The following is a 14,550-nucleotide window of genomic DNA, read 5'->3' on the forward strand; positions in this document are numbered from 1 at the left end:
AATACTCTCATTTCCAGCTTGATATCAATCTAGCCACTAGTGCTGCTTTGAATCTGCCGTATTGCTTACTGTTTTTTTATCTAACGCTCAGTTTGTTGATAATTCCCGTTTAATTTATACATTTGAATAGTGCTGAAGGCTATCGCAATCAAAGCTAAAAGCAGTTATGTTAATTCATAATAAAATGGGTGGCTATGTTTTGCTGATGGAACACCACAATGACAAGGAAATTTCAATGAGACACGTACAAATCAAGCCACATAATCAGTTCAAAACTGCTCTACAGCCTAGAGCTAGCATCAAAAAAAGCAAATTCCTATAGCATAAAGCGTACCAATTAACCTGGACTCGGCATCGGCCAAGTCCAACAAGCGATTTATGCCTTGCAAACAGCGCAACGCATAAATACTAAAACGTTATGTAACTCGGAGGTTTTGTGACATTTTTAGGAATAATTGGCGGTATAGGAAGTTTGGCTTCTATTTCTGGTATATCAGCAAAAGATCTACTTAAATTTGTTTCTGAACAAGATAAAAAATTATTAATTGATTATTTTACTTATCTGGAAAGTAAACGAGTTTTAGTTGCGCCATTTGACGCTGAAGTATCTCAAGCTGTCATCAAAAGTTTAGAATCAATCAAAGATGAAACTGAACAACTAAGAGTAAAATTAAGTTCGAAACAAACACAGCATTTGACGCTAGATTTAATACACACATTAAGTCGCGAATTAATGTCATTATATAAGTACGAAGGTTCTAACAATGAAGTGCTGTTCTATAAAGTATTACAAATAGTCAGGGTTAAATTTGCAAGGGTGTTATCTTTGCTTTGTTCGACTTATCAAATTGACTTATCAAGCCAACAAACTGATTTATCAAAGCTTGTCCTAGAGCATGCTTATAGAGTTAAATGAAAGTTACATGACAAGGTAATTAAATTGAGCAAAAACAGTTGGTTACGTTTACTTCGTTTCGCATTATAACCCACTATTTTAGTCCGCTTATTGCGGCGTTAGATGACTAAAGGTAAATATAATGTATCCTTGGGATCCAAAGTCCTTCAATTATGAAATTGTGTCTGCACTGGACAATCACTCAGAATTGATCTCTGATTATTTCAGGGAAGATATAAGGTTGATGGATGAACACCTGAATAGTTCTCCATATCAAAGCTTGAAACCAAATAGATTCAATTATGCATTTTCTGATTTTAAAGAAAATGTGCTAACACCGATATTAAAAAACAATCGAATAATAGTTTGGCACTATACACGGCTAACTGATCATGAAGTTGAGATGATGCATAAAAGACTAATGCCATCGACTCTCGATTATTTGAAAATTCGATTAGAGTTACTTGTTTCGAAAGGTTTACTGACTTATGAAGAGTCGCAGGTGGTCTTTAAACAAAGTCCTTTCCATAAACAGGAGCGAAATAGATCGGGGATGCTGTGGACAACAACAGTGCCCGAACCTACAACCGATATGGGTGTGGAGCCACTTCTCAAGAGTTGGGGAGGTGAATCTGCATACTTTTGGCTTGCTGATGAAAATTTGAAAACAAAACTGAAAGAAATCGGATTGCCAAGAGTTATTGAATTAGAAACTGAGCTTACAGATGGTCTAAATGCATTTTCCGTATCTGAAACAGTTTTAGAGGCGTGGGCAAAAACGTTAGGAATAAGCGTTGCACCTTCAGGAACAGATCTATCTATAAAAAGTAGTGTAAACAAAGCAAGAGTAGTTAAGGTTCACACGGAAGGTGAAAATTCATTTAATGGTTTGGCTGAAACCTATCCTAAAAATGTTCAAGCACTCTTAAGGAAATAATCGGTTTTATCCGATCAACACTATCTTTAGAATTGTGCCATCGTCATCTAACAAGCGCATGCAAAGCGACCGCCTTCGGCGGCGCTTGATGCGGGCGTTACCACATATCTGGTTGCAATACTTTCCCTAATGCTGACAAGTATTTTTAAAGTAAAAAATCTAAATTGTTTCTGTCCAAAAACGAGTTGTTCTTAGCTTTCAAATGCCCAAATTCAACTCTGAACTTGAGGCCATTGAAGAAAATGACGTGAGCCCAGACATGGATGTCTGGCTAGCTTTGGAGGGGAAGGGACGCCTCATCTGAAGCGTTAGCATTTTCGAATAAGGCCGAAGAACACTAAAATGAAGTTCAAAGCTGGATCAATCCCCATGGCGACCTTTTCGCTGTTTGAAAATGTTGCGGGGCGGCTGGGAGTTCCAAGAGGGAATAGCCGTTGGTTTCCTCTTGGTCTGGTGTGGGTGAAGCGCCACGACGTTAGTGGCCGCAGGCCATAAAGTACAAAAGTACAAAAGTACAAAAGTACAAAAGTACAAAGCAAAAATAACACCTGGATTCCGGCTCAAAAGCATTGCCGGAATGACGCCGTATTTGGCCTGTGCAGGGTGGAACCTTGCGATCATAAGCGTTAGTGGCCGCAGGCCATAAAAAGAACAAAGGTTGACCCTTTTGCCAACCCACAGCAAATCCATCAACCCTAAAGCAAATCCTTCATTCTGTGGTACAACATCCCTGCTGCCAGCAATGGCGATCGCAACATAGGTCCACCGGGGAAGGTCATGTGCTTAATATCATTAAACACATCAATACGCTGTGACTGCTGGCTAATCGCTTCAGCAATTAACCTTGCGGCCATGTGAGTGGCGTTCACCCCATGGCCGGCATAGGCTTGGGCAAAGTAGATGTTGGCTGCGTCAGGTAAACGGCCGATTTGCGGCATCCGATTGGCGCCGATACCCATCATGCCACCCCATTCATAATCAATTTTGATGCCTTTTAATTGTGGGAAGACCTTTTCAAGATTAGGCCTTAATTCAGCTTCAATATTTTTGGGGTCTTTACCTGAATAAGTACATAAACCACCAAAGAGTAGGCGGCGGTCTGCTGATAAGTGGAAGTAATCTAACGCCACACGCATGTCGGCAAAGGCCATATTTTGCGGAATAACACTGGCACATTGTTGTTCGGTTAACGGTTCTGTGGCTAATAAATAGGTGCCTGTTGGCAACACTTTCCCGCCAAGAAAAGGGCTTAATGTATTGCCGATATAACCATTGCCTGCCAATACCAGATAGTCACAGATCACTTCACCTTCGGCGGTGATCACTTTGGGTTTACTGCCCTTGATGATTTTTTCTGCGGCGCTGTATTCAAATAATTGGGCACCAAGTTCACGTGCAACACGTGCTTCGCCTAGGGCTAAATTAAGTGGGTGTAAATGTCCGCTGCCCATATCGACCAAGGCGCCTTGGTAAAAGTCTGAACCGATAACGTCACCAATTTGCGAACGATCAAGCAGTTTGATTGATTTTTGATAACCTTGGTCTTTCAGATCTTGGTATTCTGCCGCTAAATCATCCATGTGCCGTGGCTTTACGGCTAAATCACAATAACCCATGTGTAAGTCGCAATCGATTTTGTGCTCGGCAATGCGCTCGGTAACGATATCAACCGCTTCAAAACCCATTTGCTGAATGGCTTTTACGCCTTCGTCGCCAATTTGATTACGGAACTGGGTGGCGTCATGACCGATCCCACGGATCAACTCACCACCATTGCGTCCCGAGGCGCCCCAGCCAATGCGTTTAGCTTCGAGCAATGCGACACTGTAGCCACGTTGTCTGAGTTCAATGGCGGTATTAATGCCACTAAATCCACCGCCAACAATACACACATCGACAGTTAGCTGTTCGGTTAGCTTGGGATGCGAGTAAAGCTCTTTTGCGGTCGCCACATAAAAGGAGTCTGGGTAGTGTTGGCTATGGATCGGGGATTTACGTGGCATAAATACTCCAAGCTATTGATTGCGATTATAATCATAACGTTTAAATGAATAGTCAGATGCAGTGTAAGTCATCTAGGGTGTGCATTTTATTTAACACTTATTTAGTGTAAAATACAATTGCTTTGATTTAAGCAAGTTATCATGCTTGATCGCTAGCATTTTTTTGTTAAAGTGTTAATAATCTGCAACACTTTAATAACAAGTCATGGGTCAACATTTACTAGGAGAACGAATTTGGATATTGGTGCAAACCTAAAAGCTGTTCGCAAATTGAAAGGGTTATCTCAACGCGAGTTAGCCAAGCGTGCAGGGGTTACCAACAGTACAATTTCAATGATTGAGAAAAACAGTGTTAGTCCATCGGTGAGTTCACTTAAAAAAGTGTTAGCGGGTATCCCGATGTCATTGGTAGATTTCTTCTCGATTGATGATGGCTCTATTGGTGATCAGAAAGTGGTTTACCGTGGTAATGAGTTATTGGATATCGGTACCGGTGAGTTAGTGTATAAACTTATCGGCCGTGACTACCCAAACCGTGCAATGTCGGTGATGAGTGAGACTTATCCTGTCAATGCTGATACGGGTGCTGAAATGCTGCAACATAAGGGTGAAGAGGGCGGCATCGTTGTTGAAGGTAAGATTGAGCTGACTGTTGGTGAAGAGGTGTTTATCCTTGAAAAAGGTGACAGTTATTATTTTAATAGTGAACACCCCCATCGATTTCGTAACCCATTTGAACAGCCTTGTCAGTTAATGAGTGCCACCACTTCAGCCGATTTTTAACGGTTTTCACTTTAGCTTTTACTGCTTATGTCTAACTCGACGGCTTAAGGGAATAGTGTAAGATAATCAATAAATCAGGCTATTCCCAACGAGTTAGTCGCTGATGATTTTTAGGGTTTCATCTATTTTCGATGGTATTCCTAGCATGTCATTATTATCTTGTGTAAAGAATATTAAGCAATGCATTCCCTTTTTTTGTGCATTCCCTCCCCATTTTGGCGCATTTTTTGGCGAGATTTAAGCAAAGTCAGTCAGATAGTTTTTTTTGGCATTATGGCTATTTTAAAGTTATCAGTATGTTTCTAAAGTGTTTTAATTTATTTTTATTAAAAATTGTTTTTATCCTCAGTTATCCTCTTGCCTAGCTAAAAAAATCCGTGTAGTGTGTGAAAAAATGAACACGTAAATGATAAGTTCATCACTATTCTTTGCTTAAGGTGAGATATGTCTCAGTCAGGTCTTCCTCTTATTGGGGTAGTAGCGTGCAATCAGCAAATTGGTCTGCATCCATTTAACATTGTGGGTGAAAAATATTTGTTGAGTGTGGTCAATGGCGCGAAAGGGTTCCCTTTGGTGATCCCATCACTTGGTGTCGATTTGCCCATTGACGCTATTCTTGCTCGTCTCGACGGTATCCTTTTTACGGGCTCACCATCGAATGTTGAACCTCACCATTACCAAGGTCCTATTAGTGAGGACGGCACTCATCACGATCCTAAGCGTGATGCAACAACCTTACCGCTGATAAAAGCCGCCATTGATGCAGGGATCCCCGTATTCGGTATTTGTCGTGGTTTTCAAGAGATGAACGTGGTGTTCGGCGGCAGTTTGTATCAGAAGCTACATGACGTTGGTAAATATATTGAACACAGTGAAGATAAGAAAGCCCCATTAGATGTGCAGTATGGTATTTCGCATCAAGTTAATCTCGTTGCGGGTGGGCTCCTTCACGATGCATGGGGCTGTGACACTGCAGAGGTTAACTCTGTTCATACTCAAGGCGTGGAGCGCCTAGGTGAGGGGTTGCAGCCAGAAGCATTTGCTCCAGACGGATTAGTGGAAGCATTTTCTGTTAAAGATGCTAAAAATTTTGCATTAGGTGTCCAATGGCATCCTGAATGGAAAGTAACCGAAAATGCATTCTATACTGCAATTTTCGAAGCATTCGGACAGGCCTGTAGACATCATGCGGCAACACAAGTGAGATAAAAATGGATAAGTTAATCGCTTTTTTAAAAGACAAAAAAATTACCGAAGTAGAATGTGTTATTAGTGATATGACAGGGATTGCGCGCGGCAAAATTGCCCCAGTGGATAAGTTTGTCTCAGAAAAAGGCATGCGTTTACCTGAGAGCGTATTACTGCAAACGGTCACAGGTGATTTCATTAATGAGGATGTTTATTATCAACTTCTTGATGATGCTGATATCGATTTTGTCTGCGTACCAGACGAAAATGCGGTGTTTATGTTGCCATGGACCGTTGAGGCTACTGCCCAGGTCATCCATGATTGTTATGATCGTATGGGCAATCCCATTGAATTATCACCGCGTAACGTGCTGAAGAAAGTCCTTAAGCTTTATGAAGATAAAGGTTGGCAACCGGTTATTGCACCAGAAATGGAGTTTTATCTCACCAAACGTTCTGACGATCATGACTTACCGCTTAAGCCGCCTATTGGGCGTTCTGGTCGCCCAGAAGCAGGACGTCAGTCTTTCTCTATCGACGCCGCTAACGAATACGATCCACTGTTTGAAGACATGTATGATTGGTGTGAAATCCAAGGGTTAGATATTGATACCTTGATCCATGAAGACGGTCCCGCGCAAATGGAGATTAACTTCAGCCACGGTAATGCATTGTCATTAGCCGATCAGGTGTTCATTTTTAAGCGTACATTGAAAGAAGCAGCCTTAAAACATGATGTTTGTGCCACCTTTATGGCTAAGCCCGTTACCGATGAGCCTGGCAGTGCCATGCACATTCACCAAAGCGTGCTTGATATTAAAACCGGTAAAAACATTTTCACCAAAGAAGATGGCACTCAAAGTAAATTATTCCTTAGTTATATTGCAGGGTTACAGCAGTACATTCCTGAATTGTTACCGTTAATGGCGCCAAGTCCTAACTCTTTCCGTCGCTTTTTGCCAGGCACCTCTGCGCCAGTAAATCTTGAATGGGGTGTTGAAAATCGCACCTGTGGTTTACGTATTCCTGAATCATCGCCACAAAATCGTCGTATTGAAAACCGTATCCCGGGTGCAGATGCTAACTGTTATCTCTCGATTGCTGCCAGCTTATTATGTGGTTATATCGGTATGGTTGATGACTTAAAACCTTCTACACCTGTGACAGGTAAGTCGAACGATAGCCGAACAAATAATGACAACTGCTTACCTTTGACCTTAGAAGAAGCCTTAGTGGCCATGCAAAGCAGCGATGCCTGTATTGAGTATTTAGGTCAATCCTTTACCACGGGTTTTGTGGCGGTAAAACAAGCGGAGCTTGAAAACTTTAGACGGGTGGTGAGTTCGTGGGAACGTGAGTTCTTATTACTAACAGTGTAATGATGCTTGAGCTCGTTGGCTCACACTATGAATGTTTGTGGATAACAGCAGATAGCAGATACATACGGGTTTGCTATCTGCTTGAAAGGATATAAGTATGACAAACCCATTATCGACAGATGCGATGAAGCAGCAGCACAAGCTTGAGCGTCTGCAAACTGCAGACAAACAGCATTTTATTCACCCATTTACCGACTCAAAGGGGTTAGCCCAAAAGGGAACCCGGGTGATAGAGCGGGCAGATGGGGTGTATTTGTGGGATGTCATGGGTCATAAACTGCTGGATGCCATGGCGGGTTTATGGTGTGTCAATGTGGGCTATGGTCGGCAGTCTATTGTGGATGCCGCCAGCCAACAAATGCAGAAATTGCCTTTTTATAATAGTTTTTTTCAATGCTCCCATCCTCCTGCTATTGAGTTAGCTCAAAAAATTGCTTCGCTAGCACCGGCTCACATGAATAATGTCTTTTTTACGGGGTCTGGTTCTGAGTCAAACGACACCAATTTACGCATGGTGAGGCGTTACTGGGATTTAAAAGGCAAGCCGAGCAAGAAAACCATCATCAGTCGGGTGAATGCTTATCATGGTTCAACCGTTGCGGGTGCCAGTTTAGGCGGCATGTCGGGCATGCATGAACAGGGGGATTTACCTATTCCTGGTGTGGTGCATATCGCGCAACCTTATTGGTATGCCGAAGGTAAAGATTTATCTGTGGAAGCGTTTGGATTACAAACTGCACAGGAATTAGAAGCTAAAATTATTGAATTAGGCGAAGACAATGTAGCGGCTTTTATTGCTGAGCCTTTTCAAGGTGCGGGTGGAGTCATTATTCCACCGTCAACTTATTGGCCTGAAATAAAACGTATTTTAGCCAAATACGATATTTTATTTATTCTTGATGAAGTGATTAGCGGTTTTGGTCGCACGGGTAAATGGTTTGCGTCAGAGTATTTTGATTTACAACCGGATCTTATTTCTATCGCTAAAGGCATGACGTCGGGTTACATGCCAATGGGCGGGGTGATTGTGGCAGACAAAGTGGCTGACGTAATCAAACAAGATGGTGGCGAGTTTACCCATGGTTTTACCTATTCTGGCCATCCAGTTGCCGCGGCGGCGGCATTGGAGAATATTGCGATTATTGAGCGAGAAAAATTAGTTGAACGTGTGGCTAATGATACTTCGCCTTATTTACAGTCGCGCTTACAACAATTAGCTCAACACCCATTAGTGGGTGAGGTGCGCGGCCTCGGCTTGGTTGCGGCCATCGAGTTAGTTAAAGACAAATCGTTACGGCAGCGGTTTGATGCCAACGTAGGCGTGGGAACCTATTGCCGCGATGCGTGTATCACCCACGGTTTAGTGATGCGTTCAGTCGGCGACACCATGATTATTTCGCCGCCGTTGACCATCAGTCATGCTGAAATTGACGAGCTAGTCACTAAAGCGACGCATGCGCTAGATGATACTTATCAGTATGTAAAAGCGCTTAAATAAGGTTCAGTAACTGAATGGTAATTGTTTTATCGTGATTGTTTAACCCAATGCATTGCAAGGATCTAATCATTGAAAATGTGTTGATAACATTCATATTGAAGGGAAAAGCGATGTTGTTGTAACCATACCGATGCATAGTTAAGTTGTAGCATTGGATAATTTCTTTCATTAGAAAGAAGATTTTACACGCTGGTAAGGCTAGCGAAAAAAACGAATGTCAGTGTCATGCTGACCATTATCCAACAAGGAGAAAGTATGAAGCTACTAACAAAACTATCCACATTGGCCTTAATTACAGCAGGCGTGTTTGCCAGCACTGCTATTCAGGCCGAGGAAGTGGTTAAAATGTACAATTGGTCGGATTATATTGCCGAAGATACCCTAGCCAATTTTGAAAAAGAAACCGGTATCCGTGTTATTTATGATGTGTTTGATAGTAATGAAGTACTTGAAGCAAAATTACTTTCTGGTCACAGCGGCTATGACATAGTGGTGCCGTCTAATCACTTTTTAGCTAAGCAAGTTAAAGCGGGTGCTTTTCAAAAGTTAGATCGCGCTAAGCTGACGAATTATGCCAACTTAAAGCCTGATTTAATGAAGCAGTTACAAAAAGCGGATCCGGATAACGAGCACGCTATCCCTTACCTATGGGGCACCAACGGTATCGGCTATAACATCGACAAAGTCAAAGCCGTATTAGGTGAAGATGCGCCATTTGATTCTTTAGAGCTTATTTTTAATCCAAAATATGCAGAGAAAATCGCCTCGTGTGGTTTTTCGATGTTAGATTCTGCCGACGATATGTTACCTCAAGCACTGATTTATTTAGGCTTAGATCCTAATAGTAAAAACCCTGCGGATTATCAAAAGGCCGCCGAAGTATTGGAAAAAGTGCGTCCTTACATCACTTACTTTCATTCATCGCGTTATATTTCAGATTTAGCTAACGGTGATATCTGTGTCGCGTTTGGTTTCTCTGGTGACGTGTTCCAAGCTGCCGCACGTGCTGATGAAGCGGGTAACGGCAATAAGATTGGTTACTCTATTCCAAAAGAGGGCGCCAACTTATGGTTTGATATGTTAGCCATTCCAAAAGATGCCACTAACGTAGATAACGCCCATAAACTGATTAACTATCTACTTCGCCCTGAAGTGATTGCCCCTATCAGTAACTATGTTGCTTACGCTAACCCTAACGTTCCCGCGCAAGCGCTAGTTGATGAAGCAATCCGTAACGATCCAGCCATTTATCCACCACAATCAGTGATTGATAAATTATACATTGGTGATATTCGTCCATTAAAAATTCAGCGTGTAGTCACACGTGCTTGGACCAAAGTGAAGTCAGGTCAATAATCTAACTCACTAGCACCAGGGCGAGAAGCCTCGCCCTGTTTTTATAGCAGTATTGATGTATTTATTGGCTCATTTAGCCACTTAACAGTTTGTTACGCGTGCCCTAAAACAGGCTGTTCTGTTGCGGTACGCATACTCCAAAAAGGCGGAGCAGTATTATGGTAAACACCTCGGGCGTCACCAATAAACCCACTACAAAGACGCAAGATAAAGTACTGCTTAGGATTGATCGCGTAAGCAAACTTTTCGATGATGTGCGTGCGGTAGATGATGTATCGCTTACCATTAACAGTGGCGAAATATTTGCGCTGCTGGGCGGTTCAGGTTCTGGTAAATCAACCTTACTGCGCATCTTAGCGGGTTTTGAAAAGCCAAGCGAAGGACGTATTTTTCTTGATGGTGTCGACATTACTGATATGCCACCTTATGAGCGTCCGATTAATATGATGTTCCAGTCGTACGCCTTATTTCCGCACATGACAGTTGAGCAAAATATTGCATTTGGACTCAAGCAAGACAAAATGCCCAAAGCCGATATTGAAGTGCGCGTCAAAGATATGCTGAAACTGGTGCACATGGAAAAATACGGTAAACGTAAACCGCATCAGTTATCGGGTGGACAACGTCAGCGTGTCGCTTTGGCTCGCTCGTTAGCAAAACGTCCCAAATTACTATTACTCGATGAACCCATGGGCGCGTTAGATAAAAAGCTGCGTACTCAAATGCAGTTAGAAGTGGTCGATATTTTAGAAGCGGTAGGCGTAACGTGCGTAATGGTGACCCATGACCAGGAAGAAGCCATGACCATGGCCGGACGCATTTCGATTATGCATGACGGTTGGATTGCCCAAACTGGCAGTCCAATGGATATTTACGAGGCGCCAGCTAGCCGCATGGTGGCTGAATTTATTGGTACGGTTAATTTATTTGAAGGTGAAATCATTGAAGATGAAGTCGATCACGCGATTATTAAGTCGCCGACCTTATCGCAGCAATTTTATATTGGCCACGGTATTTCAACCAGCCTAGAAAATAAAAATGTATTTTTGGCCTTACGCCCAGAAAAAACCATTATTAGCCGTCAGAAGCCCGAACGTGAATATAACTGGGCTCATGGCGTCGTTCACGACATTGCCTACCTTGGTGGCTTGTCGGTGTATTACATTAAGTTAGAAAACAACCAAATCGTTCAATGCTCAATGATTAACCGTGAACGCCGCTCCGATAACCCTACATGGGGAGACGAGGTTTACATCAGTTGGGAAGACACCAGCGGGGTTGTATTAAACTCATGAAGAATCCACTGAAGCTATTCAAAGGTCGACATCTCACCATGGGTATTCCTTACCTGTGGTTGTTGCTGTTTTTTGCCTTACCGTTTGCCATTGTATTAAAGCTGAGCTTTTCGACTGCAGCGATTGCCATTCCACCTTACGAGCCAACGTTTAATTATGTTGATGAGGCGCTCAACATATTTGTCAATCTGGGTAACTATTTATTGTTACTTCAAGATTCGATGTATTATATGGCTTACCTCTCATCATTAAAAATTGCCTTTATTGCGACCCTTGGGTGTTTAGTCCTTGGTTTTCCCATGGCTTACGCGATTGCCCGCGCCCCGGTAAAAATACAGGCGGTATTGCTGCTTCTGGTGATGTTACCGTCGTGGACTTCATTTTTGATCCGCGTTTATGCCTGGATGGGTATTTTAAGTAACAACGGTTTAATTAATAATGCCTTGACCTGGTTAGGGGTAATTTCAGAACCGATTCAAATGCTCAATACTAATTTTGCGGTGTACATAGGTATTATCTACGCTTACCTGCCGTTTATGATTTTGCCACTTTATGCCACCTTGGTGAAATTAGATTTAAGCTTAATTGAAGCGGCTTCAGACTTAGGCTCCAGCAGTATTAATACCTTCTGGAAAATTACCCTGCCATTATCTATGGGAGGGGTCATAGCCGGCTCTATGTTGGTATTTATTCCTGCAGTAGGTGAGTTCGTTATTCCTGAATTGCTCGGTGGCCCTGACTCATTAATGATTGGTAAAGTGCTGTGGCAAGAATTCTTTAATAACCGCGACTGGCCAGTCGCTTCATCATTAGCGATTGTGATGCTGGCGTTACTGATTATCCCGATAACCTTATTCCATCGTTATCAATCACGTAATATGGAGAACGCGGTATGAAGAAGTTAAGTTTCTCTAAAGTGATGTTGTGGGTGGGTTTACTGTTTTTATATGCACCAATGCTTATTTTGGTCATTTATTCATTTAATGACTCTAAATTAGTGACTGTGTGGGGTGGTTTTTCTGCTAAATGGTATGGTGAGTTATTTGAGGATCAGCAAATACTCAATGCCGTCTGGACCAGTTTACGCATCGCCTTTTACAGCTCTACCATGGCGGTGATTATTGGTACGATGGCGGCCTTTGTGATGACTCGTTTTCGTCGGTCATGGGCTAAGTTAACCTTGTCTAACATGATCACCGCGCCTTTGGTTATGCCTGAAGTGATCACCGGTTTATCCTTGTTACTACTATTTGTACAAATGTCAGAGACCTTTGGCTGGCCTACTGAACGTGGCATGTTTACGGTGTGGATTGCCCATTCCACTTTCTGTGCCGCTTATGTGGCGGTGGTGGTGTCGTCAAGACTGCGGGAAGTGGATTTGTCGATTGAAGAAGCTGCAATGGATTTGGGGGCAACGCGATTAAAAACCTTCTTTTTGATCACTATCCCTATGATAGCGCCATCACTTATCGCCGGCTGGTTATTATCATTTAGCTTGTCATTAGATGACTTAGTGATTGCCAGCTTTACCTCGGGGCCGGGTTCTACAACCTTGCCTATGGTGGTGTTTTCGTCAGTGCGTTTAGGGGTTTCACCTAAGATTAACGCGCTAGCGACGATTATTATTTTAGCCGTGTCTTTGGTGGCCTTCTTGTCTTGGTATTTCGCGCGTCGGTCGGAGATAAAAGCTAAAGAAGCGATGGAATAACAGCGCTGAATAAACAGACTATAGAAGCCACGCTGATGTCAGTGTGGCTTTTTATTTTTCAGAATTGATTTAAGGTATTCTGGCGATATGAGTGTTTAATATATTCAACAAAGTGTCAAAAATTATATGATAAATGCTAGTGTTTAAATTTGCTTAAGTGTAGGATGAGTGAGTTGTATTACGCTTTAAACCTATAAAGGAAGTGCTATGCCTGCCACACCTCATGCTAGTTCATATTATGCTGCATCGGCTAATGATAAAGTTGAGCGTCCTCGCTTAGAATCTACAATTGAAACAGATGTTTGCATTATCGGCGCTGGATATACTGGCTTGTCTTCTGCGTTACATTTATTAGAAAGCGGCATGAAAGTGGTGGTGCTTGAAGCGGCAAGAATTGGCTGGGGAGCCTCCGGTCGAAACGGCGGCCAAATAGTCAATTCTTTTAGTCGTGATATTGATTCTATTGAAGGCGTTGTCGGCAAAGAGCAAGCTAAGTTATTTGGTCAAATGGCGTTCGAAGGTGGTCAGATTATCCGTGACCGTATTGCCAAATACAACATTGATTGCGACTTAAAAGACGGTGGTGTTTTTGCCGCCATGAATGCCAAGCAAATGGGCCATTTGCAGAGTCAAAAATCATTGTGGGAAGCTCATGGTCATAACAACCAATTGGAGTTACTCGACCAAGATGGCATTCGCAACGTAGTCAATACTGATATTTATGTCGGTGGTTTACTCGATAGAAGCGGTGGACATATTCACCCGCTAAACCTTGCTTTAGGTGAAGCCCGTGCAGTGGAATCCCTCGGTGGACTAATTTTTGAAGATTCAGCGGTCATTAAAGTGGATGACGGTGCATCGCCGGTTGTACACACAGCACAAGGCCAAGTTAACTGTAAATATGTGGTGGTTGCTGGTAATGCGTATTTAGGTAAATTATTGCCAGAGCTACAAGCTAAATCCATGCCTTGTGGCACTCAAGTGATTACCACTGAGCCATTATCCGATGAAATGGCGGCGAGTCTACTGCCGCAAGATTATTGCGTTGAAGACTGTAACTACCTATTAGATTATTACCGACTTACTGGTGATAAACGCCTTATTTTTGGTGGTGGCGTGGTTTATGGTGCTCGCGATCCGGCCAACATTGAAGCCTTGATTATGCCTAAGTTATTAAAGACCTTCCCGCAATTGAAAGGGGTTAAGGTTGATTATGCGTGGACCGGTAACTTTTTAATGACCTTGTCGCGCCTTCCCCAAGTGGGCCGCATTGGTGACAATATTTATTACTCCCAAGGTTGTAGCGGTCATGGTGTTACCTATACTCATTTAGCGGGTAAGCTCATAGCCGAAATGCTCAATGGCCAGGCCACACGGTTTGATGCCTTTGCGGCGTTACCTCATTACCCTTTCCCGGGTGGACATGCACTACGAGTGCCATTTAGTGCGCTAGGTGCGTGGTATTACACCCTTAGAGATAAATTTGGTATTTAACCTACGTCGAGTGC

At 42.7% G+C, this 14,550-nt stretch carries 12 protein-coding genes; 11 read left to right on the forward strand and 1 reads right to left on the reverse strand.

Going from position 1 to position 14,550, the window contains the following annotated elements; translation table 11 throughout:
• Positions 1–436 precede the first annotated feature (436 nt).
• On the forward strand, positions 437–916 hold the full coding sequence (locus AAEZ00_RS17045) for a DUF6650 family protein (RefSeq protein WP_351089202.1): 480 nt from the start codon (positions 437–439) through the stop codon (positions 914–916).
• A gap of 121 nt (positions 917–1,037) precedes the next feature.
• Positions 1,038–1,832 carry a hypothetical protein gene (locus AAEZ00_RS17050; RefSeq protein ID WP_351089204.1) on the forward strand — a complete coding sequence of 265 codons (795 nt, stop codon included), beginning with the start codon at positions 1,038–1,040 and terminating at the stop codon, positions 1,830–1,832.
• Positions 1,833–2,527: 695 nt separating this feature from the next.
• On the opposite strand, the gene AAEZ00_RS17055 is transcribed toward AAEZ00_RS17050, so the two are convergent.
• Positions 2,528–3,835 carry an NAD(P)/FAD-dependent oxidoreductase gene (locus AAEZ00_RS17055; protein WP_124012287.1) on the reverse strand — a complete coding sequence of 436 codons (1,308 nt, stop codon included), beginning with the start codon at positions 3,833–3,835 and terminating at the stop codon, positions 2,528–2,530.
• 234 nt (positions 3,836–4,069) lie between these two features.
• On the opposite strand from AAEZ00_RS17055, the gene AAEZ00_RS17060 reads away from it, so the two are divergent.
• From AAEZ00_RS17060 to AAEZ00_RS17100, 9 genes are all read left to right on the forward strand, one after another.
• Complete coding sequence (locus AAEZ00_RS17060) at positions 4,070–4,618, forward strand: cupin domain-containing protein (RefSeq protein ID WP_101034465.1); 549 nt, start codon at positions 4,070–4,072, stop codon at positions 4,616–4,618.
• A gap of 444 nt (positions 4,619–5,062) precedes the next feature.
• On the forward strand, positions 5,063–5,827 hold the full coding sequence (locus AAEZ00_RS17065) for a gamma-glutamyl-gamma-aminobutyrate hydrolase family protein (RefSeq protein ID WP_124012286.1): 765 nt from the start codon (positions 5,063–5,065) through the stop codon (positions 5,825–5,827).
• 2 nt (positions 5,828–5,829) lie between these two features.
• Entirely contained in the window at positions 5,830–7,185 is a 1,356-nt protein-coding gene (locus tag AAEZ00_RS17070; protein WP_124012285.1) for a glutamine synthetase family protein, read from the forward strand.
• A 97-nt stretch (positions 7,186–7,282) separates the two neighbouring features.
• Positions 7,283–8,683 carry an aspartate aminotransferase family protein gene (locus AAEZ00_RS17075; RefSeq protein WP_206191824.1) on the forward strand — a complete coding sequence of 467 codons (1,401 nt, stop codon included), beginning with the start codon at positions 7,283–7,285 and terminating at the stop codon, positions 8,681–8,683.
• Between the two features lie 255 nt (positions 8,684–8,938).
• Complete coding sequence (locus tag AAEZ00_RS17080; RefSeq protein ID WP_124012284.1) at positions 8,939–10,039, forward strand: polyamine ABC transporter substrate-binding protein; 1,101 nt, start codon at positions 8,939–8,941, stop codon at positions 10,037–10,039.
• A 158-nt stretch (positions 10,040–10,197) separates the two neighbouring features.
• Positions 10,198–11,334 carry a polyamine ABC transporter ATP-binding protein gene (gene potA / locus AAEZ00_RS17085; protein WP_101034469.1) on the forward strand — a complete coding sequence of 379 codons (1,137 nt, stop codon included), beginning with the start codon at positions 10,198–10,200 and terminating at the stop codon, positions 11,332–11,334.
• Complete coding sequence (locus tag AAEZ00_RS17090; protein ID WP_124012283.1) at positions 11,331–12,230, forward strand: ABC transporter permease subunit; 900 nt, start codon at positions 11,331–11,333, stop codon at positions 12,228–12,230. The genes potA and AAEZ00_RS17090 overlap by 4 nt, the downstream gene beginning before the upstream one ends.
• A complete protein-coding gene (locus tag AAEZ00_RS17095) occupies positions 12,227–13,042 on the forward strand; it encodes an ABC transporter permease subunit (protein WP_101034471.1) in 816 nt (271 codons plus the stop codon). The genes AAEZ00_RS17090 and AAEZ00_RS17095 overlap by 4 nt, the downstream gene beginning before the upstream one ends.
• Positions 13,043–13,249: 207 nt before the next feature.
• Entirely contained in the window at positions 13,250–14,536 is a 1,287-nt protein-coding gene (locus AAEZ00_RS17100; RefSeq protein ID WP_124012282.1) for an NAD(P)/FAD-dependent oxidoreductase, read from the forward strand.
• Positions 14,537–14,550 lie beyond the last annotated feature (14 nt).

The sequence above is a fragment of the Shewanella sp. S1-49-MNA-CIBAN-0167 genome, assembly GCF_040310145.1.
Taxonomy (GTDB): Bacteria; Pseudomonadota; Gammaproteobacteria; order Enterobacterales; family Shewanellaceae; genus Shewanella; species Shewanella psychromarinicola.

What these genes read in the sequence shown, in the direction of transcription:
- AAEZ00_RS17070 (WP_124012285.1), top strand. Translation starts at nt 5,830, where the DNA reads ATGGATAAGTTAATCGCTTTTTTAAAAGACAAAAAAATTACCGAAGTA.
- potA (WP_101034469.1), top strand. Translation starts at nt 10,198, where the DNA reads ATGGTAAACACCTCGGGCGTCACCAATAAACCCACTACAAAGACGCAA.
- AAEZ00_RS17095 (WP_101034471.1), top strand. Translation starts at nt 12,227, where the DNA reads ATGAAGAAGTTAAGTTTCTCTAAAGTGATGTTGTGGGTGGGTTTACTG.
- AAEZ00_RS17055 (WP_124012287.1), bottom strand. Translation starts at nt 3,835, where the DNA reads ATGCCACGTAAATCCCCGATCCATAGCCAACACTACCCAGACTCCTTT.
- AAEZ00_RS17090 (WP_124012283.1), top strand. Translation starts at nt 11,331, where the DNA reads ATGAAGAATCCACTGAAGCTATTCAAAGGTCGACATCTCACCATGGGT.
- AAEZ00_RS17080 (WP_124012284.1), top strand. Translation starts at nt 8,939, where the DNA reads ATGAAGCTACTAACAAAACTATCCACATTGGCCTTAATTACAGCAGGC.
- AAEZ00_RS17065 (WP_124012286.1), top strand. Translation starts at nt 5,063, where the DNA reads ATGTCTCAGTCAGGTCTTCCTCTTATTGGGGTAGTAGCGTGCAATCAG.
- AAEZ00_RS17100 (WP_124012282.1), top strand. Translation starts at nt 13,250, where the DNA reads ATGCCTGCCACACCTCATGCTAGTTCATATTATGCTGCATCGGCTAAT.
- AAEZ00_RS17075 (WP_206191824.1), top strand. Translation starts at nt 7,283, where the DNA reads ATGACAAACCCATTATCGACAGATGCGATGAAGCAGCAGCACAAGCTT.
- AAEZ00_RS17050 (WP_351089204.1), top strand. Translation starts at nt 1,038, where the DNA reads ATGTATCCTTGGGATCCAAAGTCCTTCAATTATGAAATTGTGTCTGCA.